The following is a 23,343-nucleotide window of genomic DNA, read 5'->3' as shown; positions in this document are numbered from 1 at the left end:
CTTCGGTACGAACTGCGGTGAACAGCGGACGGATTGAGGTGGGGTCAGCCCTGGTCGGCAGCGTGAATGAGGGCGCGTTCGCCGACCTCGACGCGCATCGGCAGGTGGTTGCCGAACGGCGAGAGCGGACAGGTCGCCTTGTTGAAGTCGACGGTCACCGCGGAGCCGGGCTCCAGCAGCGGCAGGACCAGCCAGCGGCCGATCTGCGGCGTCGAATCGCCGTTGGTCTCGTCGGTGAAGATGACCAGGCGCTGGCCGGGCGACTCCTCCAGCACAGCCAGGACGTACTCGGTGCCGTGGGTGGTCACGACCAAGTCGACGGGGGCCAGGATCGCTTCCGTCGACCGCGGCGCGGTCAGCCGTTCCACCTCGATCCGACGCCCCGTCTCCGCGGCCCGGTAGTGGCCCTCGAACACCCACGTGGGGTCGTAGGGGAAGCGGTCGATGCCGCTGAGGCCGGAGTGCTCCACGCGAGTCCGGTCCATGACGATGACGCCATAGAAGCCGTCGGCTCCGCCGGCGAACCCGTTCAGGCCGCCGGGAAAGTCCAGCTTGGCGCCGGAGGGGACTTCGGCGGTGCCGTCGACCGTTTCGCCGTTGACGCGCACGCCGTCGGCGGCCTTGGCCGTCACGGTCAGCGCGCCGGTTTCGGTGGTGGTCCAGATGCCGGGCAGGCCGTCCAGCGTGTGCGCATCGTGGCCGCTGATCTTGGCCTTGGCGGTGACCGTGCCTTTCCCGTTGACTCCGGCGATCTCCTCCCACCGGCCCTCGCGCCAGGCGTCGTAGTCGGCGGGAATCCGCGGTGCGGTCATGGGGGTGCTCCCTTCCTCTCCACCGCGCCATGGGGTCGCGGCAGGTAGCGCTGCGTGAGGCGTGCGCGGGGCATGGTTGCTCAGCCCAACGACGCGCACGCCGGTGCGCGGCAGTGGTTGCGTATAAGGCAAGTAATGGGGTGCGGTTGCTGCCCGGCAGGCAAGCCGGGCAGCCGGGGTCAGGCGCGGCGCGCGGCCCACACGGTGCGCTCGGTCCGCACGGCGAGGTCGTCGCGGCGCAGGATGCTCTTCGGGCCGCTTTCGTCCAGGAGTTCGTCGAGTGCGGCAAGGTCCGCGGCGTCGAGCGCGGGGGCGGCGACGCCGCGGATGCGTTGCAGGCTTCCCAGGGCGTAGCGGCCGATGGTCTCGCTGCGGCTGCCTGCGATGTTGACGGTGATGGTGCGCTCGTCCTCGACGGCGAACCTGGCGGCGGTCAGCATCGGCCCCCAGTCGGCGCCACGGTGCGGGACGTGCTCGGCGTGGAAGCTGTCGGTCGCGGCATGCGCGCGCTCCTCGAGTCCGGGCCGCTCTTCGGGGGCGTCGGCGGGCAGGAACCGGGGGAAGCCGTCCAGCTCGACGACCGCGAACAGGCCGCCCGGCACGAGGAGTTCGTGCACGCTGGCCAGTGCCCGCGTGGGGTGGGCCATGTGATGCATCGACGCCGAGGCCCACACCAGGTCGGGTGTGCCGAGGTCAGGCCAGTGGTCGGTGTCGAGGTCGGCCTGCACGGTGCGCACCCGGTCCTGCACGCCGCGGGCGCACGCCTTCTCCCGCAGCAGCTGCAGGTGGCCGGCAGAGGTATCGACGGCGGTGACATGTGCATCGGGGAAGCGTTCGAGGAGCGCGAAGGTACCCGCGCCGGTGCCGCAGCCCAGGTCCACGATCTGGCGCGGCTCGGCCTTCAAGGGCAGCCAGGCGGTGATGTCCGCGATGTGCTCGGCGAGGACCTCGGCGTCCAGATCGAGGATTTCCGCCTGGCCGCTGTCGTCGTGCTGCTCGTGGTGGTGGCCGTGCGAGCCGCCATGGTGGGGGGTGTGCTCGTGTCCTGGGGTCATGGCCCCACCGTAAGCACTCCATGCGTGAACCGCACGACCTCTTGCGTACGAGGCAACCAGGTCGCCCGATACGCTGCCCGCCACGCAAGATCATCCCTCGTGTGGCGGCGCAGCCCCCGTCCCGCGGGTGCTACTCGCAGGGCCCCTTCGCGCCGTCGCACTCGCCGTTCTCGCCTGCGTCGCGCTGGTGGCCGCGGCGGGCATCTCGGTCGAAGATCCCCATGATCTCGCACGGTCCGCCCTCGGCGCCGATCGCGTGCGGCATCATGGTGGGGAACTCGGCAGCCTGGTTCGTCTCGATCCGGAACCGTCGGTGCCCGAGCATCAGGATCGCCGTACCGGAGAGCACGACAAGCCATTCGCGGCCCGGGTGAGCACGCATGCGGGCCGGGTTGTCCGGCGGGGGTTCGGTCATCCGTTGACGCATGACGCTCATGCCGGGGTCGCCCTTTACCGGCCAGCGCATCAAGCCGTGGGCGCCGTCGATCATCGGGCTGATGACGACGTCGTCGGCCGCGTTCTCCACGAGCTGGTCCAGCGTCGTGTCGAGAGCGCGGGCGATAGTCACAAGCTGGTCCAGGGCGAGACGGCGCTGACCGTTCTCGATCCGGCTCAGCGAGGACTGGCTGAGCTTGGCACGGGAGGCCAGTTCCTCCAGGGACCACCCCTGCGCGACCCGCAGGGCACGGATCCGTTTGCGCACGAGGCTGTCCAGCTGCCCATCTTCTTGCGTCATAGGCAACATGATATGCCCTTGCTGCAATGTGGGCTTAACGTCGAATACAGATGGTCCAGCACGGGGGCCACGTACGACGAAAGGGCGCGACGTGTCTGCGCAGACTTCCCGCTACGAGAGCGACACCCTGCCCACCGACACCGTGGACGCGGTGGTCATCGGCGGCGGCGCCGCCGGCCTGAACGGTGCACTCATGCTCGCACGCTCACGCCGCTCGGTCGTCGTCATCGACAGCGGCACCCCGCGCAACGCGCCCGCCGCAGCCATGCACGGCTTCATCGTCCTGGACGGCACCCCGCCGCCCGAGATCCTCAAGCGCGGCCGGGCGCAGGTCCGCCAGTACGGCGGCCAGATCGTCTTCGGCGAAGTCGCCGCCGCCGAGCCCGCCGACCCCGTCGACGGGGACCTGCGCTTCACCGTCACCCTCGCCGACGGCCGCAGCGTGACCGCGCGCCGCGTCTTGGTAGCTACCGGCCTGCGCGACGTGCTGCCCGATGTGCCGGGTCTGGCCGAGCACTGGGGCCACTCCGTTGTGCACTGCCCCTACTGCCACGGCTGGGAGGTCCGCGACGAGCCGATCGGCATCCTCGCCACCAGCCCCGCCTCCCTCCACCACGCGCTGCTGTTCCGCCAGCTCACCGACGATCTGATCTATTTCACGAACGGCACCGCCCTCGATGCGGACACCCGCGCCCGGTTCGCCGCCCGCAACATCCGCATCGTCGAGACCGGGGTGCAGGAAGTCGTCGAGGAGGACGGGGCTCTCGCCGGTCTGGGCCTGGTCGACGGCTCCTTCGTCGCCCGGCGCGTGATCGCGGTCGCCACGCAGATGCGGGCCCGCGCCGAGGGCCTGGACGGGCTGAAGCTGCCGATGGAGGACCTGCCCGACAACATGGGCCGTCGCTTCGCCTCCGCCATGGCCGGCACCACCGACGTCCCCGGCGTATGGGTCGCCGGAAACGCAACCGACCTCACCGCTCAGGTCGGCGCGTCCGCCGCGGCCGGAGCCCTGGCCGGATCCCACATCAACGCCCTGCTCGCGGCTGCCGACACCGACGCGGCCCTCGCCGCCGCCCAGGCCGAGAACGCTCCCGCCTGACACTCCCGCTGCCGTAGCTGGACCGCGCGACCGCACCCAGCCCTCCGCGCGGTGAACGGCCCTCCTGCTTCACCCCCCTTGGCGACCGGCCCTGTCCCGGCGCTGATTCTGCATGCCCTTTTCGGAAGGAAACCATGAGTAGCAACCAGCCTCCCCAGGCGGCGGCCGTGCCAGTGAGCGGCGGGGGTACGCCGGATGCGCGTCAGCTGCGCGCGATCCTGATCACCGTGTCGATCGCGCTGATGGCCGTCATCGCCTCGGTGTCCGGCCTGAACGTCGCCCAGACCCACATGGCCGTCGAGTGGGGCGCTTCGCAGACCACCGTCCTGTGGATCATCAATATCTACACCCTCGCTCTGGCCGCGCTGCTGCTGCCGCTGGGTGCGATCGGTGACCGGCTGGGCCGCAAGCCCATGCTGATCACCGGCCTGATCATCTTCGGTGCCGCGAGCGTCGTCGCGGGGCTCGCCCCGTCGGCCGGGGTAATGATCGGCGCCCGTGTGGCCGCGGGCATCAGTGCCGCGATGATCATGCCGATCACGCTGGCCGTCATCACCTCGACGTTCCCCGAGGAAGAACGGGGCAAGGCGATCGGCGTGTGGACCGGTGTCGCCGGAGGTGGCGGCATCCTGGGCATGTTCCTTTCCGCGCTCCTGGTGGACGTCGCGGACTGGCGGTGGCTGTTCGTGCTGCCCATGGTCCTGGTCGTGATCGCGCTGGCGATGACGTTCAAGTCGGTGCCCAACTCCCGTGAACGCTCCTCCCATTCGTTCGACACCATCGGCGCGCTGGTGTCGACCATCTCCGTCATCGGCCTGATCTTCGTGCTGCAGGAAGGCCCGGAGCGCGGCTGGACCGACTCGATCACCCTGATCAGCCTGGCCGTCGGCGTGATCGCCGCGATCGTGTTTGTGGCCTGGGAGCTTCGCCGCCGCGACGCATCCTTGCTGGACGTACGCCTGTTCCGTGAGCGCGGCCTGGCCAGCGGCTCGATCACGCTGCTCGTCGTCTTCGGCGTCCAGGCCGGTATCGCCGTCGTGCTGTTCCCGTTCTTCCAGGCCGTCCTCGGCTGGTCGGGTCTGCTGTCCACGGTGGCGATGATGCCGATGGCGATCATGATGATGATGGCTTCCGGCCTGGCCCCGAAGATGGCTGCCAAGATCGGCGCCCGCTCCACCGTGACCGTGGGCGTCGCCCTGGCCACCGTCGGCCTCGTGCTGATGGCGCTGTTCGTGTCCGTCGACGGCGGCTACCTGTCCATCCTGGCCGGCATGCTCGCCATGGGCATCGGCATGGGTCTGTCGATGACGCCGTCCACCGAGGCCATCACCAGCTCGCTGCCCCGCGCCAAGCAGGGCGTGGCCTCCGCCCTCAACGACGTCACCCGCGAATTCGGCACCGCCCTTGGCGTCGCGATACTCGGCGCGCTCCTGGCCAACGGCTACCGCAGCGCCATCGACGACAAGCTCGGCGGCATCCCCCAGGGGGCCGCGGACACCGCACGCGAAGGCATTGCCAACGCCGTCGAGGTGGCCCCGAGCACCGGCAGCCACGCCCAGGACCTGATCCACACCGCGCAGCAGTCCTTCGTCGACGGCTGGCAGCAGGCCATGTGGGCAGGAGCCGCCGTCATGGGCGTGCTGCTCGTCTACGTCACTCTTCGCGGGCCGAAGGGCTCAGACCCCGCCATCGTGGAGGCGGCGGAGACCACGGAGACCGTCGCCGTCCGGTGACGCTCAAGAACCGGGCGGATCATCCGTCAGGCGTTGGGCACCGCGATACCGCGGTGCCCAACGCCCCAGCTCAGCAGCGCACGTCGTAACGGGGACGCCCATGCTGGAACAGCATGGTGGACGGACCTTCGAGGGCGTTGCCATCCGTGTCGCCCAGCGCGTTCTCGCGATGGCTGCCGCGATCTGGCACAACCACAAGTCCGGTGCCCCCGTCTTGCGGTCCCTGACCGCATTGACCACTAACCACATCGGAACTACTCGTCTAGGGTGAACGGCCGTGACCGAAGCCGACTTCCTCAGCTCCACCCGGGCGTCCTACAACGCCATAGCCCTCGACTACGACAAGCAGTATCGCGACGAACTGGCTGCCCAGACGCTTGAGCGGGCGGTGTTCGCCGGGTTCGCCGAGCTGGTGCGGAACGCCGGGGGCGGACCGGTGGCCGATGTCGGCAGCGGTCCGGGCCGGGTGACGGCCCACCTCCATGAGCTGGGGCTGTCCGCGTACGGGATCGACCTGTCGCCGGCGATGGTGGAGCTGGCCCGGCGGGAGCATCCCGGGCTGCGGTTCGAGGAGGGGTCGATGCTGTCCCTGGACATCGCGGACGGCACCCTCGCCGCCGTGGTGGCCTGGTACTCGACGATCCACGTTCCGCAGGAGCGGCTGCCGGATGTGTTCGCCGAGTTCCACCGGGTGCTGGCGCCCGGTGGATACGCGCTGGTGGGCTTCCAGGTGGGCGATGAGCAGCGGGTCTACACGGAGGCGTTCGGTCATGAGGTGTCGCTGAGCTTCCGCCGGTGGCAGCCGGACCGGATCGCCGAGTTGCTGGCCGCGGCCGGACTGCCGGTCCGCGCCCGGACCTTCCGGGAGCCGGAGCGCTGGGAACCCACCCCGCAGGCGTCCCTCATCGCCCGCAAGCCGCCGCTGCCGCCTGCCGGCGACCAGAACGCCGGAGACCAGAACGCCGACGACCAGACCGCCGGAAACCAGACCGCCCGAAACCAGACCGCGGAAGGCTGACGTCAGACGCGGGTCAGCGCGGCCTTGTCCGCGCTGTCCGTACGCGCCTGAGCGGCCTCCGATCCCGTCTCGGCCCCCGTCACCGCCGCCTCCGGCGCCCGCGCCGCATAGCGGCGGGCCAGCACCGCGCAGACCATGAGCTGCATCTGGTGGAAGAGCATCAGCGGCAGCACCGCCAGGCTCGCCTGGGCGCCGAAGAGCACACTCGCCATCGGCAGCCCGGCGGCCAGGCTCTTCTTCGACCCCGCGAACACGATGGTGATCCGGTCCTCGCGGACGAAGCCCAGCTTCCGTGAGCCGTACGAGGTGAGCGTGAGCATCACCGTGAGCAGGACCGCCTCGACGCCGAGAAGGATCGCCAGCCGGGCCGGGGTGACCTGGTGCCAGATGCCCCGGGTCATGCCCTCGCTGAACGCCGCGTAGACCACGAGCAGCACCGAGCCGCGGTCGACCAGGCGCAGCACCGCCCGGTGGCGGGAGATGAAGCCGCCGATCCAGCGGCGCAGGAGCTGACCGGCGAGGAAGGGGGCCAGGAGCTGGAGCCCGATCTTGACCATCGAGTCGGCCGAGAAGCCGCCTCCGCCGCCGCCCAGCAGCAGCGCGGCCAGTACCGGGGTGACGACCACGCCGAGCAGGCTGGAGAAGGAGCCCGCGCAGATCGCGGCGGCGACATTGCCCCGGGCGATCGAGGTGAAGGCGATGGAGGACTGGACCGTGGAGGGCACCAGGCACAGGAAGAGCAGCCCGGTATAGAGGGGATGCGTCAGCACGTACGGCACCAGGCCGCGCGCGGCGAGGCCGAGGGCCGGGAAGATGACGAAGGTGCACACCAGCACGGTCAGGTGGAGCCGCCAGTGGCGCACTCCGTCCAGCGCCTCACGGGTGGAGAGCCGGGCGCCGTAGAGGAAGAAGAGGAAGGCGACCGCGACCGTGGTGGCCCCGTCGGTGACGGTGGCGGCCCGGCCGCTGACCGGGAGCAGCGCGGCGAGCGCCACGGTGCCGATGAGTCCGAGGATGAAGCCGTCCAGCGGGAGCCAGGAGGGGAGGGCAATCTTGCGGAGGTGCGGGCGGTGCGGCATTCGTTCTCTTTCTCGCTCTTTCTCATCCGGCGTGGACAGGCGTGAACTGGCATGGACACGGACGGGGCCCCGTCCATAGTGCTCCTGATCAAGGCCATCGGGAATCCTGCATACCGCTCTGACTGCCATCGCGTTCCGTGATGGGTATCGGCATACAGTGGCTCCATGTACGACCCCGCCCAGCTCCGGACGTTTCTCGCGGTGTCCCAGACCCTGAGCTTCACCCAGGCCGCCGACCGCCTCGGGGTGCGCCAGTCCACCGTGAGCCAGCAGGTACGCAAGCTGGAGGCGGCCGTGGGGCGGCAGCTTTTCGCCCGCGACACCCACGGGGTGGAGCTGACCGAGGACGGCGAGGCGATGCTGGGGTTCGCCCGCTCGATCCTGGAGGCGAACGAGCGGGCGGCGAGCTGGTTCCGGGGCACCCGGCTGCGCGGCCGGCTGCGCTTCGGCGCCTCGGAGGACTTCGTGGTGACCCGGCTGCCGGAGATCCTGGAGGGGTTCCGCCGCGATCACCCCGAGGTGGATCTGGAGCTCACCGTCGAGCTGTCGGGCACGCTGCATGAGCGGCTGGAGGCGGGCAAGCTGGACCTGGTGCTGGCCAAGCGGTCCGAGGACCGGCCGGGCGGCCAGCTCGTGTGGCGGGACCGGCTGGTGTGGATCGGCGCCGAGCGGCTGCGGCTGGATCCGGACCGTCCACTCCCCCTGATCGTCTTTCCGCCACCCGGGCTGACCCGGGCCCGCGCGCTGGATGTGCTGGAGCGGCACGGCAGGTCATGGCGGATCGTCTGCACCAGCGGCAGTCTCAACGGCCTGGTCGCGGCGGCGCGTGCCGGGCTCGGGGTGATGGCACACACCCATGGCCTGATTCCGCCCGGCCTTGCGCCGGTGCCCGAACGGGCCGGGCTGCCCGACCTCGGCCCCGTGGATTTCGTACTGTTGTACGGAAAGCGGCGGCAGGACGGCGCCTCGCACGCCGCCGCGGAGCGACTCGCCGCCGCGATCCTGGCCGGGCCTGTGCCACGATCGGAGAGATTTCGTGCAGAAGACCGTTACATATGAGCCACACACGCGGCGCATAGGACCAGACTCCACGCAATCCGCCCTCGTCGGGGCCTGATTGACCGTCTTTCACCTTACAGGCCGCCCGGCATTCCGTGCGTTCCGGGCACAAAACACCTCTCCCGCATCGGGGCCGGATCGGGTACGGTCGCGGCGCTGTGCCCAGCGGCTTCAAGGAGCAGGTATTGCGCGAGTTCACCGTCCCCCCGATGGCGACGGCGCCCCAGGCCGGAGGACTGGCGGATGCCGTCTTCGACCATGCGGACGCCGATCCCCACCGGGTGGCGCTGGCACGCAAGACGGCGGATGACCGCTGGCAGGACGTGACCGCGGGCCAGTTCCGGGACGAGGTGACGGCGCTCGCCAAGGGGCTGTTGGCCCAGGGCGTCCGGTTCGGCGACCGCGTCGCGATCATGTGCCCCACCCGCTACGAATGGACGCTCTTCGACTTCGCCCTGTGGACCCTGGGCGCCCAGAGCGTCCCGCTGTATCCCACCTCCTCCGCCGAGCAGGTCTGCTGGATGCTGCATGACGCGGGGGTCTCCGCCTGTGTCGTGGAGCATGAGGACCATGCGATGACGGTCGGCTCGGTGGTCGGCCGGCTGCCGCATCTGAGGCGGCTGTGGCAGCTGGACGCGGGGGCGCTGGAGGAGTTGCTGGCGGCCGGGGAGTCGGTCGAGGACGATCTGGTCGAGCGGCACCGGCTGGCCGTGACCCCCGAGCAGCCCGCGACCATCATCTACACCTCGGGCACCACCGGCCGCCCCAAGGGCTGCGTGATCACCCACGCCAATCTGATGGCCGAGTGCGACAACATCGTCGAGCGGTACGAGGAGGCCTTCCACTCCAAGCGCGGCGACGAGGCCGCCACCCTGCTCTTCCTCCCGCTCGCCCATGTCTTCGGCCGGATGGTCGAAGTCGCCTCCATCCGCGGCAAGGTCAAGCTCGGGCACCAGCCCCGGCTCTCGGCCGCCGCGCTGCTGCCCGATCTGAAGACCTTCCGGCCGACCTTCATCCTCGCGGTGCCGTACATCTTCGAGAAGGTGTTCGCGGCGGCGCGCCGCAAGGCCGAGGCGGAGGGCAAGGCCGCGGTGTTCGAGAAGGCCGTGGACGTGGCGGTGCGGTACGCGGAGGCGCTGGAGGCCAAGGCGTTCGGCACCGGGCCGGGTCCGGGCGCCGCGCTGCGCATGCAGCATCAGTTCTTCGAGAAGGCCGTGTACGGCAAGGTGCGCGCCGCGATGGGCGGCCGGGTCCGGCACGCGATGTCGGGCGGTTCCGGCATGGAGCGGCGGCTCGGGCTGTTCTTCGCGGGCGCGGGCGTCACCATCTACGAGGGCTACGGCCTGACCGAGTCCACCGCCGCCGCCACCGCCAACCCGCCCGAGCAGACCCGGTTCGGCACGGTCGGCGTGCCGATCCCGGGCACCACGGTTCACCTCGCCGACGACGGCGAGGTGTGGGTGCGCGGCGGCCAGGTCTTCGAGGGCTATCTGGGCGACCCCAAGGCGACCGACGCGGTGCTGCGCGACGGCTGGCTCGCCACCGGCGACCTGGGCACGCTGGACGACGACGGCTATCTCACCATCACCGGGCGGAAGAAGGAGATCCTGGTGACCTCCAGCGGCAAGTCGGTCTCCCCCGGCGGCCTGGAGGAGCGGGTGCGGGCCCATCCGCTGGTCGCCCAGTGCATCGTGGTCGGCAACGACCGTCCGTATATCGCGGCGCTGGTCACCCTGGACTCGGAGGCGGTCGCGCACTGGCTGACGATGCGCGGCAAGCCGGAGCTGCCGCCGGGCGACCTGGTCCGGGACCCCGATCTGGAGACCGAGATCCGGCGCGCGGTGGTGGCGGCGAACACCACCGTCTCCCAGGCGGAGTCGATTCGTACCTTCCGGATACTTGCCGCGCAGTTCTCCGAGGAGCATGGTCTGCTGACGCCGTCGCTGAAACTGAAGCGAAAGGCCATCGAACAGGCATACGCCGTCGAGGTCGAGGCGCTGTACCACTCCTGAGCCGCGAAGGGGGCACGAAATGATCGATGTCATTCTCCCCGAACTTCCCGAACGTGAACTGTCCCTGTTGTCCGAGGAGACACCTCAGCCCAGCGGCCCGAGGCTGGCCGGGCGAGTGGTCCTGGGCGGGCCGGTGGCCTTACCGGTGACGGCGGAGTTCGTCGAACCGGATCCGGAGCTGCGGGACTTCCTGCGTACCGAGGCCGACAACGCCGTCTACCACCTGGTGCATCTGTCGGTGACCTGCGCCCGGGACGCGCCGGACCCCGCCCTGCACTCGGTCAATCTCGATGTCACACTCACGGCCGAACCGGTGCGGCGGGGCACCACGGTCTTCCAGCCGGTGGCCTGGTCCATGACCCCGCGCCAGCTCACCGCGGAGGCGAGGGCCACGCCACCGGCGCAGGCGGCCCACCTCGGCCCGCGGCTCGGTTTCCGGGAGGTTCTGCACACCGCGTACGGCGAGCGGGTCTTCCTGGAAGCGCGGCGTGAACTGCGCTCCGACCCGGGCTGGGAGATCCGGCACACCTCGGCGGCGCGCATCGGCGGGACCTACCGGCTGGCCATGGTGGTGCGGGCACCGCGCGGGGCGGTGAGCCGGGCGGCGGTCGCGGTGGGCGCGACGGTGCGTGAGGGGCACACCCTGCACCGCTTCCGGGAGGAGCTCGAGGAAACGCTGCACCTCACCGCGGATCAGTAGAGCGGATCAGTAGATACGGGGGCGGGGCACGAGCGGTACGAGCACAGGCAAGGAGCGACGGGAACGGTGGACGGCCAGGACGGGGACGGACATCCGGCGCTGACGACCGAGGAGATCCGGGAGTTGGCGCGGGTCTTCCCGCCCGGCCCGTCCGCCGTGGCGCTGCTGCGCAGGGCCGGCCTGACCGCCGAGCACATCCCGGCGGCGACCGGCACCACCGCCGCGGAGTTCTGGTCCGCGGTGGCCCGCGCGGTGGCCGCGGACCGGATCGCGGACGGCAGACTGCGCGTCCTGGCCGCCGCCTGCGTCACCTATCCGCACAACGCGGTGTTCCGCGCCGCCTTACGGGAGCCGGGCGGCGGCGGTCTACGGCGGGTGCTGGTGACCGGCGCCGCGCCGGGGTCCCAGGAGTTAGCCGCGGTCCAGCGGGCCGCGCGGGGCGTCCTGACGGTCGACCAGTGCCCCGCCTCGGCCGCCACCGATCTGCGGCGGATCCTCACCGTGCGCCCGGATGTGCTGCATCTGGTCTGCCGCCGCGAGGGGCGCACGCTGGTCTTCGAGGACGGCGACGGCCAGGCGCATCGCACCTCCGCCGCCCGCCTGGCCGAGCTGCTGACCGCCTATCGCCGGCTGACCGGCGCCCCGCTGCCCGGTGTGGTGCTCGGCTGCCCCGACGGCGCGCCGCTCGCCGCGCTCTTCGCCCGGGCGGCCGAGGTGGTGGTCGCCCATCGCGGACCGCTGGAGGGCGCGGCGGCCTTCGCGGGCGGGCTCTACGGCCTGCTGGGCGAGGTGCCCACGCTGGCGCAGGCGGCGCGGCGGGCGGCGGAGCGCCTCGGGCGGGACGGCGGCGGGGTGGTGGTTCTGCGCGGACGACCCTGGTGAACGGGGCCCGGCGGGAATGCCTGCCGCTCGTTGATCGTTGTATCTGCGGAAGCATGCAATCCACATCCGACGTTAGGATCGACTGCCCGTGAGCAAGGTCCCGTTCATCACCCTCAACAACGGCGTGCGGATGCCGCAGCTCGGCTTCGGTGTCTGGCAGGTCCCGGACGACGAGGCGCAGGTCGCGGTGCGCACCGCGCTGGACGCCGGGTACCGCAGCATCGACACCGCCGCGATATACGGCAACGAGGAGGGCACGGGGAAGGGGCTCGCCGCGTCGGGCATCGCGCGCGACGAGCTGTTCGTCACCACCAAGCTCTGGAATGGCGACCAGGGGTACGACTCGACCCTGCGCGCCTTCGACACCTCGCTGGCCAAGCTGGGCCTGGAGTATGTGGATCTCTACCTGATCCACTGGCCGCTGCCCGAGGTCGACAAGTACGTGGACACCTGGAAGGCGTTCGAGAAGATCTACTCCGAGGGCCGCGCCAAGGCCATCGGCCTTTCCAACTTCCACGCCGCCCACACCCAGCGGCTGCTCTCCGAGACCTCGATCATCCCGGTGATCGACCAGATCGAGCTGCACCCGCAGCTCCAGCAGGCGGAGCTGCGCGCCTTCAACGCCCGCCATGACATCGCCACCGAGGCGTGGTCCCCGCTCGGCCAGGGCAAGGGCCTGCTGGAGGACCCGAAGCTGGCGGCGATCGCCCAGAAGCACGGGAAGTCCCCGGCCCAGGTGGTGCTGCGCTGGCATCTGGATCTCGGCAATGTGGTGATCCCCAAGTCCGTGACCCCGTCCCGGATCCAGGAGAACATCGACGTCTTCGACTTCCAGCTGGACTCCGAGGACCTGTCGGCGATCGACTCCCTGGAGGCCGGCAACCGGCTGGGCTTCGACCCCGAGACCTTCAACGGCTGAGCCCCGGCACTCCCCCGCTACGCCGTCCGCCCCGTCGCGTCCCCCGCGGCGGGGCGGACCCGTATCCACCCGCACCGCGCGTCGTGGCATATCCCGGGCGCATGACCCCTCATCCGGGGCTCACGCGCCCGCCGAGCGAGGCACGTCCCCGGCAATTACGCTTGGCGCCCAGATGGACACACAGCGTGACCATCTCTCGAGCGAGGAGACAGAAGATGTCCCGCAGACGCCGTCACGGCCTTGAGCTGGCCGCCGGTTGCACCGTCGCGATAGCCGCCCTCTTCCTGGGGAGCGGCATACCCGCGGTGGCCGACCCCGGTGAACCCTCCCCCCGCCCCCGGAGGGAGGTGCCCCCCGAGATGCTGGCCTCGATGCAGCGCGATCTGGGCCTGACGGCCGATGAGGCGCGGATGCGGATATCCAATGAGTACCGGGCCGGGGCCACCGAGCCGGGGCTGCGCAAGAGCCTGGGCGGCAGCTACGGCGGCGCATGGGTGACCGGCAACACCGCCGAACTCACCGTCGCCACCACCGACGAGGAGCAGAGCGGCACCATCACGGCCGGCGGCGCCAAGGCCGCGGTCGTCAAGCACAGCCTCAAGGCCCTCACCGACGCCAAGCAGGCCCTGGACCGTACCGCCTCGGAGCGCCCCCCGGCGGCCGATGTCGCCTCCGCCTGGTACGTCGATGTCAAGAGCAACAGCGTCGTGGTGCAGTCGGCCGAGCCGAGCGAGGCGGCCGCCTTCGTCGCCACCAGCGGCGCGGACCGCGAGGTCATACGGGTCGTGGAGTCGGCCGAGCGGCCGAGCCCGCTGTACGACCTGCGGGGCGGCGAGGCGTTCTACATCAACGACGCCGCCCGCTGCTCGATCGGCTTCTCGGTGACCCAGGGCGAGCAGAACGGCTTCGTCACCGCCGGCCACTGCGGCAGCCAGGGCGACACCACCACCGGCTTCAACCGGGTGGCCCAGGGCAGCTTCCAGGGCTCCACCTTCCCCGGCCATGACTACGCCTGGGTGTCCACCAACGCCGACTGGGCTCCGCAGCCGTGGGTGATCGGCCCCGACGGCACCAACGTCACCGTCACCGGCTCCCAGGAAGCCCCGGTGGGCTCGTCCGTCTGCCGCTCCGGCTCGACGACCGGGTGGCACTGCGGCACCATCCAGCAGCACGACACCAGCGTGCAGTACCCGCAGGGCACGATCAACGGGGTCACCCGCACCAACGTCTGCGCCGAACCGGGCGACTCCGGCGGCCCGTTCATCTCGGGCAGCGAGGGGCAGGGCGTCACCTCCGGCGGCTCCGGCAACTGCACCGTCGGCGGCACGACGTACTACCAGCCGGTGAACCCGATCCTGACGACCTACGGGCTCACCCTCACCACCGGTTGACGCCGGGGTGCCGAGGCCGCCGCGGTCGAACGGACCGGCGGCGGCCTCGCGCATGCGCTCGCACGTGTCCTCACGCCCGTCCTCGCGCGTGTTCGGAGCACCTTGACCAATCCGCACCCCTCCGGGCGACGAATGAGGTACGACACCTCCGTGTGCGCCGCATCGTTCCCGGAAGGACGGCTTGTGAGAGAACCCGTGTACATCGGCGGACCGGCCGCGCGCGGACCGGACCTCGAAGAGTTGCTCCAGATGGTGGCCCGGGGGGACCAGAACGCGTTCGGAGCCCTCTACGACGCCGTCAGCGGGCCGGTCCTCGGGCTGACGCGCAGTCTGCTGCGCAACCCGGCGCAGGCCGAGGAGGTCACACAGGAGGTCCTGGTCGAGGTGTGGCGGTCCGCGGCGCGGTTCGACCCGGGCCGGGGCAGCGCCATGGCCTGGATCATGACGGTGGCGCACCGGCGCGCCGTGGACCGGGTCCGCTCGGCGCAGGCCGCCTCCGACCGCGAGGAGCGCGCCGCGCTGCTGTCCCGTACCCCGGCGTTCGACGAGGTGACCGAGCAGGTGGAGGCCAGGCTGGAGCGCGAGCAGGTGCGCCGGTGCATGCGGACGCTGACCGAGTTGCAGCGGCAGTCGGTGACGCTCGCCTACTACCGGGGGCGCTCCTACCGCGAGGTGGCGGAGCTGCTGTCGCTGCCGCTCGGGACCGTGAAGACCAGACTCCGGGACGGGCTCATCCGGCTCCGGGACTGCATGGGGGTCGGCGCATGACCAGAGCGGATCTGCACACCTTGACCGGGGCGTACGCGGTGCACGCCCTGTCGGGGCGGGAGTTGACCGAGTTCGAGCGGCATCTGGCGGTCTGCGACGCCTGCCGTCAGGAGGTACGGGAGCTGCGGGAGACGGCCGCGAAGCTGGCGGTGGCCACGGCCCTGACCCCGCCCCCGACCATGAAGGACGATGTGATGCGGCGGATCGCCACGGTCCGCCAGGAGCCGCCCCGGGTGGCGGCGCGGGAGGCCCGGGAGTCCCACGCCGGCCCCCGGCGGCGCACCGGGCGGCGGGCGCTGAACTTCGCGCTGGCGGCCTGTGTGGCCGTGGCCGCCGCGTTCGGCGGGGCCGCGGTGTGGCAGTACCGGCAGGCGTCCGACGCCCGCGACACGGCCCGCCGCTCCGAGCAGCGAGTGGCCCAGGCGGAGGAGGTGACCCAGGTGCTGGCCGCGCCCGACGCGCGCAGCCGCAGCGGCCGGATGACGGACGGCTCGACCGGCACGGTGGCGGTCTCGCGCGGGCTGAACAGGGCGGTGTTCCTCGCCTCGGGGCTGCCCGAGCCGCCCGCCGGGCGGATCTACCAGCTGTGGTTGAGCGACGGCGGCACCATGCGCCCGGCCGGTCTGATGGACTCCTCGGGCCGGAGCGCGGCGGCGGTCCTGAGCGGTGCGGTCGGGAAGGCGTCGGCCATGGGGGTGACGGTCGAGCCCGCCGGAGGGTCGAAGGCCCCGACGAGCGATCCGCTGGTCCTGCTGACGTTCCCCTCGGCGTGAGCGGGCGACATCGGGTGAAATCCATCGATACGGGAGGCGATGTGGGGTAAGGGAGAGGGATGCGCACGTCCCTCTCCGTCTTCACCTCCGATCTGCGGCTGTCCGACAACCCCGTGCTGCGTGGCGCGACGCGCTCCGCCGAGCGGGTCGTTCCGCTGTTCGTCGTGGACCGCGGTCTGGCCGGGACGGGGTTCGCCGTCCCCAACCGGGTGGCGTTCCTCGCGGACGCCCTGGCCGATCTCGACGCGGGGCTGCGCGAGCGCGGCGGGCGGCTGGTGGTCCGCCGGGGCGACGCGGTGGCGGAGATCCTGCGGGCGGCGCGCCAGTCGGACGCGGACGAGGTGCATATCGCGGGCGGGGTGAGCGGCTACGCCACCCGCCGCGAACAGCGGCTGCGCGAGGCGCTGGAGGCGGACGGACGGCGGCTGCGGGTGCACGGCGCGGTGGTGACGGCGGTGGAGCCGGGCGAGGTGACCCCGGCGGGCAAGGACCACTTCGCGGTCTTCACCCCGTACTTCCGCGCCTGGCAGCGGACCGGGGTGCGCACGGCGCTCACCGCGCCACGCACGGTGAGCGTGCCGTCCGGGCTGCGCTCGGAGCCGGTGGCGGCGGTCACCTCGCTCGCCCCGGGCAGCCCCTCCCCCGGGCTGCCCGAGGGCGGGGAGACGGCGGGCCGCCGCCGCGTCCGCTCCTGGTGGCGCTCGGGGCTCGGGGACTACGCCGACCGGCAGGACGATCTGGCGGGCGACGCCACCTCCCGGCTCTCCCCGTATCTGCATTTCGGCTGTCTGTCCCCGGTGGAGCTGGTGCACCGGGCGCGGGAGGCGGGCGGCGCGGGCGCCGACGCCTTCGTGCGGCAGCTTGCCTGGCGGGACTTCCACCACCAGGTGCTGGCCGCCCGGCCGGACGCCGCACACGCCGACTACCGCCCGCGGGGCGACCGGTGGCGCCGCGACGAGGCGGAGATCGCGGCCTGGAAGGCGGGGCGCACCGGCTATCCGCTGGTCGACGCCGGAATGCGGCAGCTACGCCACGAGGGCTGGATGCACAACCGGGCGCGGCTGCTGGTGGCCGGCTTCCTCACCAAGACGCTCTACCAGGACTGGCGGATCGGCGCCCGGCACTTCCTGGATCTGCTGGTGGACGGGGATCTGGCCAACAACCAGCTCAACTGGCAGTGGGCGGCGGGCACCGGCACCGACACCCGTCCGAACCGGGTCCTCAATCCGCTGGCGCAGGCCCGGCGGTTCGACCCGGACGGCGGGTATGTGCGGCGCTGGGTGCCGGAGCTGGCCGAGGTGGCCGGCTCCGGTGTCCATACGCCCTGGCGGCTGCCGAAGGCCGAGCGGGACCGGCTGGACTACCCCGGCCCGATCGTGGACCTCCAGGAGGGGCTGGCCCGCTTCCGGGACGCCCGGGGGTGACATCGGGTCCTCATCCCGCCGGTCAGCCGGCGACACGCGCCTGGCCGGTCAGTCGGCGCGGGCGCCGTGCTGCGGGGCGATCTCCTCGATCCGGCCGGCGAGCTCGAAGTCGAGCCCGGTCACCTTGCCCCCGGCGCTGTGGGTGTTCACCGAGACGCCGACCTTGTTGTAGCCGAGGGTCAGATCGGAGTGGTGGTCGAGCTCCTCCTGGATCGTGGCGATCTCCGCCACCATCCCGGCCGCCTGCGGATGCCCCTTGAAGACATAGGTCCGCGAGAGCCGGTCGTCCGTGAACGACCAGCCGGGAAGCTGCTCCAGACGCCGCTGGATCTCCTGGTCGGTGAGCGGCTGGACCGCCATGACACATCCCTTCGTCGCGGGTGACCGGTGGCCCTTCCACCCTGCCATGGGCGCACCCGGCGTCGGCTACCTTCAGGTCATGACGACTGCCGCGCCGCCCCGGGTGGGCGCACTGCTGCGCGAGTGGCGGGACCGCCGCCGGTTGAGCCAGCTCGAGCTCGCGCTGCGCGCCGACTCCTCCGCCCGCCACATCAGCTTCATCGAGACCGGCCGGTCGCGGCCCAGCCAGGAGATGGTGCTCCGGCTCGCCGACCATCTCGACGTCCCCGTCCGCGAGCGCAACGCCCTGCTGCTCGCCGCCGGTTACGCCCCGCACTATCCGGAGCGGTCGGTGGACGACCCCTCGATGAGCGCCCTGCGCGCATCCCTGGAGCGGCTGCTGACGGGCTACGAGCCGTATCCGGCGCTCGTGGTGGACGGCACCTATGGGGTGCTGGCGGCCAACCGGGGCATCGCGGCGCTGCTGGAGGGGGTGGCGGAGCATCTGCTGAAGCCCCCGCTGAACGCGATGCGCCTCACCCTGCACCCCGAGGGGCTCGCCCCGCGCATCCGCAACCTCCGCGAATGGCGTGGCCATCTGCTGGACCAGATGGACCGGCAGCTTGCGCTGATGCGCTCCTCGCCGCTGCGCGCGCTGTACGACGAGGTGGCCGCCTATCCACTGCCCGAGACCGGCGGCCGGGAGACGGCGGCCGCCGGTGACACCCCGCCCTTCGCCCTGCCGATGATGATCGAGCACGGCGGGCGGGTGCTGTCGTTCATCTCGACGATCGCGACCTTCAACACCCCCATGGACGTCACGGTCTCCGAGCTGGCCATCGAGACCTTCCTCCCGGCCGACCCGGAGACCGCCGCCGCCCTGGGACAGTTCAGCCGGTCGTAGGGGCCCGGTCCAGGAAGCCGAGGACGGAGCGGATCCGGCCGTCCTCGGCCAGGGTGATCACATCGGTCGCGGCGACCGGGGCGGAGCCGTCGGCCGTGGAGACCAGCTCCCAGCAGAAGCGGGCCGTGTGGTGGTGGCCGTCCACGGCGCCGGTGAGCCGGAACTCATGGCCGGGGAACTGCTCCTGGGCCCCGGCGATCACGGCGGCGAGCTGCTCATGGCCCCGCGCCTCGGCCAGCGGGTCGGTGTAGCCGCCGTCCTCGATCCAGGCGGCGGCGATGGCCTTGGCGCGGGCCTCGGGGCCGGTGGCGTTCCACGCCTCGAAGTAGCGGGCGACGGCGCTGTCGTACTGCGTCATGTGGTCACTCCTCCATGAGATGCCCTGGTCGGACCCGGGTCCCGGACCGGAGGGCGCCGGCCCGGAACCCGATGCCTCAACCCTGCCGCCGTCGCGGGCGGGGGTCGATTACCGCCGAGGTAATGGAGGCGAGGGGAGACACCGCCCCGGGGAGTTCAGGAGCGCTGGGACTCCACGAGCGCGATGGCCTCCTCCTTGGTGGCCACGGCGGGCGGCGAGCCCTCCAGCGGCTGCCGGGCCGTCTCCTTCATCACGGCGGCGGCGATGATGCCGACGACGGCGGCGAGCATCGTGTAGTAGGCGGGCATCAGATCGTCCCCGGTGCTGCTGATCAGGCCCTCGGTCACCAGCGGCGTGGTGCCGCCGAAGAGCGAGACGGAGATGTTGAAGGCGATGGAGAGCGAGCCGTAGCGCACATTCGTGGGGAAGAGCGCGGGCAGCGAGGCGGACATCACGCTCACATACGGCAGCAGACACAGCCCCAGGAGCAGCAGCCCGGCGAAGACCGGGACCACCCCGCCCTGCTTGATGAGCAGGAAGCACGGCACGGCGAGCACCAGGAAGCCCACGGACCCGGCCATCAGCACGGGCTTGCGGCCGATGCGGTCGGAGTACCGGCCGACGAAGGTGATGGCCGCCATGAGCACCAGCATCACGATGATGATCGAGACCAGGGCGCTGGTGCTGCTGTAGTGGAGGGTGTCCGACAGATAGGTCGGCATGTAGGACAGCAGCATGTAGTCGGTGATGTTGTACGCGGCGACCAGCGCGATGCACAGCGCCATCGCACGCCACTGGGTGCGGAACACCTGCCAGAACGGCAGGCTCTCGCGCTCCCCCGCGCTGGTGGCGCCCTCGTCCTCCAGCTTCTGGAACGCGGGGGTGTCATCCAGCTTCAGCCGCAGATACAGGCCGACGAGACCGATCGGCGCGGCGGCCAGGAACGGGATGCGCCAACCCCAGGAATTCATCGAGGAGTCGGCGAGCGTCACGGTCAGGATGGTGACCAGTCCGGCCGCCGCGGTGTAGCCGATCAGCGTGCCGAACTCCAGAAAGCTGCCGTAGTACCCACGGCGCTTGTCGGGCGCGTATTCGGCGATGAAAGTGGAGGCGCCGCCGTATTCCCCGCCGGTGGAGAATCCCTGGAGCATACGGAAGAGGATGAGCAGCGCCGGCGACCAGAAGCCGATGGCGGCATAGCCGGGAATCAGCCCGATGGCGAGCGTGCTGGACGCCATCATGATCATGGTGAAGGACAGGACCTTCTTACGGCCGATGCGGTCACCCAGGGGCCCGAAGAACATGCCTCCCACCGGGCGGACCAGAAAGGCCACCGCGAATGTCGCGAGGGAGGAGAGCACCTGGACCGTGCCATTACCGGACGGGAAGAAGACTTTACCGATGGTGACCGCGAGATAGCTGTAGATCCCGAAGTCGAACCATTCCATGGCGTTTCCCAGCGCGGCGGCCTTCACCGCTTTCCGGACGGTCTTCTCTTCAGTGACCGTGATGTCGCTCCGGCGCAGTGGAGGGTTCTTGCGTCGCTGGACAGCACGCCAGAGCAGGCGGTGCCGGGAGGGCGCGGGCGCGGAGGCTTCGACATCGGTTTGGACAGGCACGAGCAACTCTTTTCAGTGGACAGGCTTGTTGCGCATACCCCGCGAAGCCCGTGGCATGCCAGGCGTGTCGCAGACCACCCGGGAACGCCGGCCGCGGCGCTCAAGGGGTGTTCGACCCCAACCCGAGCCGGGCCGGGCATCTTCAGGGAACCCGGCGGGTTGCTTTACTGTTCCTTGGCCTTCCGTAAACCAAACCGCGCGGACGCATAACCCTCACACAACGCCGAAAGGCACCGAACTCAAGGGGACATCATGCTCTATGGCAATGCCCTCCGAAAGGCCATCAGTTCATCCGGTACCACACCTCTCATCGGCATCTACGACATGTACTCGGCGTCCATCGCCGCACAGCACTACAACGGCTTCTTCGTATCCGGATTCGGGTTCGCCGCATCGCATTACGGGCTGCCCGACATCGGCTTCATCGCCTGGCCCGACATGCTCGCCTTCGTGGAGCGGCTGCGCCTCGCCTTCCCCGAGCACCAGCTGCTCGTGGACATCGACGACGGCTATGTGGATCCCGAGGTCGCCTGCCATGTGGTGCAGCGGCTGGAGCGCACCGGGGCCTCCGGGGTGATCCTGGAGGACCAGCGGCGCCCGCGCCGCTGCGGCCACGCGGAGGGCAAGCTGACCCTGCCGCTCGAGGAGTACCTCGAAAAGCTCCAACTGGTGCTGAGCAGCAGGAAGGACATGGTGGTGGTGGCGCGCACGGACGCCACCGAGGAGCCCGAGATCCTGCGGCGGGCGGCCGCGCTGGCGGAGACCGACGCGGATGTCGTCCTCGTCGACGGGGTGCGCAGCGTGGAGTGGATCCGCAAGGTCCGCAAGGTCATCGGCGACAAACCCCTGCTGTTCAACCAGATCGCGGGTGGGAAGTCGCCGCGGCTCTCGCTGTCCGAGCTGTCCGACCTGGGGGTGGACGTCGCCATTTACAGCACCCCTTGTCTGTTCGCCGCCCATGGGGCGATCGACGGGGCGCTGAGCGATCTCAAAACGGCGGACGGGCGGCTGCCGGACACCCGGGAGGCCGCGGCCATCGGGGTCAAGGGCGCCACGGAGCTGCTGGAGAAGAACATCAGCAGGCACCACGGCCTTCGTCAGCCCGCCAGGGTCTGAGCCGAGGCCGCGCGGTATGCCCTCGACATTCCTCGGGCCCGGCCCCGGCCGGCGCCGTAAGCCCAGAAAAGACACCGGCTCGTCCCGTCCGTCCACGGCCGGGCTCATCCTCGCGGCCACCGCGGGCGTCCTGTGCGCGGGCGCCGCGGTCTCCGCCAAGGCGACGCCCACGCCCGCGGGCAGCACCCCGCGGGAGGACTGCGAGCCGGACGACACCCCCACGGTGGTCACCGGGCCGCACAACGGCCTTGTGGTCATCGACAACTCCGCCGCGGACTCCTGGCTGGAGGTCGACCGCACCCTCAATACCCTGCTGCTCAGCCGTGGCACGGCGGGCAGCGACCACGACGGGGGCGGCGGCGCCATCGACGTCGTGACCGGCGGCCTCACCGGTGCGGATCCGGTGCTGCCGCAGATCGGCCACCCGCCGTGGCAGGCCGGGAGCGGTGATTGATGTGAAGTGGAAGTCCTGGCCGCTGTCGTGGCCGGGCCGGCTCGGGAGGGCGGTCGACCCCTATGTCGCCGCCCTCCTCGGGACGGTCGCGCTGGCGGCGCTGCTGCCCGCGAGCGGGGCGGCGGCCACGGCCGTCGGCGATGCCGCGGACATCGCGATCGGGCTGCTCTTCTTCCTCTACGGTTCGCGGCTGTCCACCCGCGAGGCGCTGAACGGCCTGCGGCAGTGGAGACTGCACCTGGTGGTGGGCGCGAGCACCTTCGCGCTCTTCCCGCTGCTGGGGCTGGCCGCGGGCGGCCTCGCCCCATTCCTCCTCACCGACCGGCTCTACACCGGACTGCTCTTTCTGTGTGTCGTGCCCTCGACCGTCCAGTCCTCGGTCGCCCTCACCTCCACCGCCCGGGGCAATGTCCCGGCCGCCATCTGCGCGGGCACGTACTCCAGCCTGCTCGGCATGATCGCCACCCCGCTGCTCGCGGCGTGGCTGATCGGCTCGGACGTCCGCTTCTCGGCCGAGGGGCTGCTGGCCATCGCCACCCAGTTGCTGCTCCCCTTCCTCGCCGGGCAGGCGCTGCGCCGCTGGACCGCGCGCTTCATCGGCCGCCACAAGAAGGTGCTCGCCCTCCTGGACCGGGGCTCGATCCTGCTCGTGGTCTATACGGCGTTCAGCCGGGGCATGACGGAGGGCATCTGGAGCCAGATCACCCTTCCCCGGCTGTTCGCGCTGCTGGGTCTGGCCGCGGCGGTGCTGGGGCTGGCCCTCACCACGACGTCGTTCACCGCACGGCGGCTGGGCTTCAGCCGGGAGGACCGCGTCACCATCGTCTTCTGCGGCTCCAACAAGTCCCTGGCCACCGGGCTGCCGATGGCGGCGGTGCTGTTCGGCGACGCCGCCGGGCCGGTGATCCTCCCGCTGATGCTCTTCCATCAGCTGCAACTGATGGTGTGCGCGGTCATCGCGGGCCGCTGGTCCCGCCGATTGCCGGAGGCCGAACCCGCTCCTGGCGGGCAGGTCCAGGTCACCGAGGCGACGGGGTAGGGGCAGGCGACGGCGCGGCCTGGGAGAGGGAGATGAGGTGATGAGGGCGAGGGG

At 71.1% G+C, this 23,343-nt stretch carries 23 protein-coding genes; 16 read left to right on the top strand and 7 right to left on the bottom strand.

Features of this window, described 5'->3' with window-relative positions:
• Positions 1-44 precede the first annotated feature (44 nt).
• The 3 genes from CGL27_RS36600 to CGL27_RS36590 all read right to left on the bottom strand — a co-directional run bounded on the left by CGL27_RS36600 (position 45) and on the right by CGL27_RS36590 (position 2,603).
• The gene (locus tag CGL27_RS36600) at positions 45-812 is read right to left on the bottom strand and encodes a DUF1684 domain-containing protein (protein WP_119992002.1); all 768 of its coding nucleotides are present in this window, start codon (positions 810-812) and stop codon (positions 45-47) included.
• A 179-nt stretch (positions 813-991) separates the two neighbouring features.
• Positions 992-1,867 carry a class I SAM-dependent methyltransferase gene (locus tag CGL27_RS36595; RefSeq protein ID WP_119992001.1) on the bottom strand — a complete coding sequence of 292 codons (876 nt, stop codon included), beginning with the start codon at positions 1,865-1,867 and terminating at the stop codon, positions 992-994.
• 130 nt (positions 1,868-1,997) lie between these two features.
• Positions 1,998-2,603: an XRE family transcriptional regulator gene (locus CGL27_RS36590; protein WP_205587807.1), complete on the bottom strand. Its 606-nt coding sequence runs from the start codon at positions 2,601-2,603 to the stop codon at positions 1,998-2,000.
• Positions 2,604-2,694: 91 nt separating this feature from the next.
• Here CGL27_RS36590 and CGL27_RS36585 point away from each other — a divergent pair, with 91 nt between their 5' ends.
• From CGL27_RS36585 to CGL27_RS36575, 3 genes are all read left to right on the top strand, one after another.
• On the top strand, positions 2,695-3,702 hold the full coding sequence (locus CGL27_RS36585; RefSeq protein WP_162953141.1) for an NAD(P)/FAD-dependent oxidoreductase: 1,008 nt from the start codon (positions 2,695-2,697) through the stop codon (positions 3,700-3,702).
• 134 nt (positions 3,703-3,836) lie between these two features.
• Positions 3,837-5,435 carry an MFS transporter gene (locus CGL27_RS36580; protein ID WP_119991998.1) on the top strand — a complete coding sequence of 533 codons (1,599 nt, stop codon included), beginning with the start codon at positions 3,837-3,839 and terminating at the stop codon, positions 5,433-5,435.
• A gap of 277 nt (positions 5,436-5,712) precedes the next feature.
• Entirely contained in the window at positions 5,713-6,453 is a 741-nt protein-coding gene (locus tag CGL27_RS36575; protein ID WP_119991997.1) for a class I SAM-dependent methyltransferase, read from the top strand.
• A 2-nt stretch (positions 6,454-6,455) separates the two neighbouring features.
• Here the strand turns inward: CGL27_RS36575 and CGL27_RS36570 are convergent, their stop codons facing one another.
• Positions 6,456-7,532 carry a bile acid:sodium symporter family protein gene (locus CGL27_RS36570; protein ID WP_119991996.1) on the bottom strand — a complete coding sequence of 359 codons (1,077 nt, stop codon included), beginning with the start codon at positions 7,530-7,532 and terminating at the stop codon, positions 6,456-6,458.
• Between the two features lie 165 nt (positions 7,533-7,697).
• Here CGL27_RS36570 and CGL27_RS36565 point away from each other — a divergent pair, with 165 nt between their 5' ends.
• From CGL27_RS36565 to CGL27_RS36525, 9 genes are all read left to right on the top strand, one after another.
• Entirely contained in the window at positions 7,698-8,591 is an 894-nt protein-coding gene (locus CGL27_RS36565) for a LysR substrate-binding domain-containing protein (RefSeq protein ID WP_078640227.1), read from the top strand.
• 185 nt (positions 8,592-8,776) lie between these two features.
• Positions 8,777-10,603 (top strand): AMP-dependent synthetase/ligase, encoded by a 1,827-nt coding sequence (locus tag CGL27_RS36560; protein WP_078640229.1) that lies wholly within the window; start codon positions 8,777-8,779, stop codon positions 10,601-10,603.
• 19 nt (positions 10,604-10,622) lie between these two features.
• Positions 10,623-11,303, top strand: coding sequence for a hypothetical protein (locus CGL27_RS36555; RefSeq protein WP_119991995.1), 681 nt, complete (start codon positions 10,623-10,625; stop codon positions 11,301-11,303).
• A gap of 66 nt (positions 11,304-11,369) precedes the next feature.
• The gene (locus CGL27_RS36550; protein WP_119991994.1) at positions 11,370-12,185 is read left to right on the top strand and encodes an effector-associated domain EAD1-containing protein; all 816 of its coding nucleotides are present in this window, start codon (positions 11,370-11,372) and stop codon (positions 12,183-12,185) included.
• Positions 12,186-12,273: 88 nt separating this feature from the next.
• On the top strand, positions 12,274-13,104 hold the full coding sequence (locus tag CGL27_RS36545) for an aldo/keto reductase (protein WP_119991993.1): 831 nt from the start codon (positions 12,274-12,276) through the stop codon (positions 13,102-13,104).
• Positions 13,105-13,319: 215 nt separating this feature from the next.
• Positions 13,320-14,495 (top strand): S1 family peptidase, encoded by a 1,176-nt coding sequence (locus tag CGL27_RS36540; protein WP_119991992.1) that lies wholly within the window; start codon positions 13,320-13,322, stop codon positions 14,493-14,495.
• 183 nt (positions 14,496-14,678) lie between these two features.
• Positions 14,679-15,263, top strand: coding sequence for a sigma-70 family RNA polymerase sigma factor (locus tag CGL27_RS36535; protein ID WP_078640236.1), 585 nt, complete (start codon positions 14,679-14,681; stop codon positions 15,261-15,263).
• Positions 15,260-16,036, top strand: a complete 777-nt coding sequence (locus CGL27_RS36530; RefSeq protein WP_119991991.1) for an anti-sigma factor — start codon at positions 15,260-15,262, stop codon at positions 16,034-16,036. Before CGL27_RS36535 ends, CGL27_RS36530 begins: the two co-directional genes overlap by 4 nt.
• 59 nt (positions 16,037-16,095) lie before the next feature.
• A complete protein-coding gene (locus tag CGL27_RS36525) occupies positions 16,096-17,460 on the top strand; it encodes a deoxyribodipyrimidine photo-lyase (protein ID WP_119991990.1) in 1,365 nt (454 codons plus the stop codon).
• 48 nt (positions 17,461-17,508) lie between these two features.
• Here the strand turns inward: CGL27_RS36525 and CGL27_RS36520 are convergent, their stop codons facing one another.
• Entirely contained in the window at positions 17,509-17,820 is a 312-nt protein-coding gene (locus CGL27_RS36520) for a 4a-hydroxytetrahydrobiopterin dehydratase (protein WP_078640241.1), read from the bottom strand.
• A gap of 79 nt (positions 17,821-17,899) precedes the next feature.
• Between CGL27_RS36520 and CGL27_RS36515 the strand changes: the two genes are divergently transcribed.
• Positions 17,900-18,703, top strand: a complete 804-nt coding sequence (locus tag CGL27_RS36515; protein WP_119994738.1) for a helix-turn-helix transcriptional regulator — start codon at positions 17,900-17,902, stop codon at positions 18,701-18,703.
• Here the strand turns inward: CGL27_RS36515 and CGL27_RS36510 are convergent.
• Positions 18,690-19,061 (bottom strand): nuclear transport factor 2 family protein, encoded by a 372-nt coding sequence (locus CGL27_RS36510; RefSeq protein WP_119991989.1) that lies wholly within the window; start codon positions 19,059-19,061, stop codon positions 18,690-18,692. The genes CGL27_RS36515 and CGL27_RS36510 overlap by 14 nt on opposite strands.
• A 155-nt stretch (positions 19,062-19,216) precedes the next feature.
• A complete protein-coding gene (proP, locus tag CGL27_RS36505) occupies positions 19,217-20,680 on the bottom strand; it encodes a glycine betaine/L-proline transporter ProP (protein ID WP_078647257.1) in 1,464 nt (487 codons plus the stop codon).
• Positions 20,681-20,932: 252 nt separating this feature from the next.
• On the opposite strand from proP, the gene CGL27_RS36500 reads away from it, so the two are divergent.
• The 3 genes from CGL27_RS36500 to CGL27_RS36490 are packed head-to-tail and all read left to right on the top strand — an operon-like array spanning position 20,933 to position 23,289.
• On the top strand, positions 20,933-21,796 hold the full coding sequence (locus CGL27_RS36500; RefSeq protein ID WP_078640244.1) for an isocitrate lyase/PEP mutase family protein: 864 nt from the start codon (positions 20,933-20,935) through the stop codon (positions 21,794-21,796).
• Between the two features lie 16 nt (positions 21,797-21,812).
• Entirely contained in the window at positions 21,813-22,250 is a 438-nt protein-coding gene (locus CGL27_RS51125; protein WP_205587806.1) for a hypothetical protein, read from the top strand.
• Positions 22,243-23,289 carry a bile acid:sodium symporter family protein gene (locus CGL27_RS36490; protein WP_078640248.1) on the top strand — a complete coding sequence of 349 codons (1,047 nt, stop codon included), beginning with the start codon at positions 22,243-22,245 and terminating at the stop codon, positions 23,287-23,289. Before CGL27_RS51125 ends, CGL27_RS36490 begins: the two co-directional genes overlap by 8 nt.
• The last annotated feature ends 54 nt before the right edge of the window (positions 23,290-23,343 follow it).

Source organism: Streptomyces sp. 11-1-2, assembly GCF_003595545.1.
GTDB lineage: Bacteria > Actinomycetota > Actinomycetes > Streptomycetales > Streptomycetaceae > Streptomyces > Streptomyces hygroscopicus_B.
The sequence above is the reverse complement of the archived record's forward strand: the minus strand, read 5'-3'. Positions and strand labels throughout refer to the sequence as shown.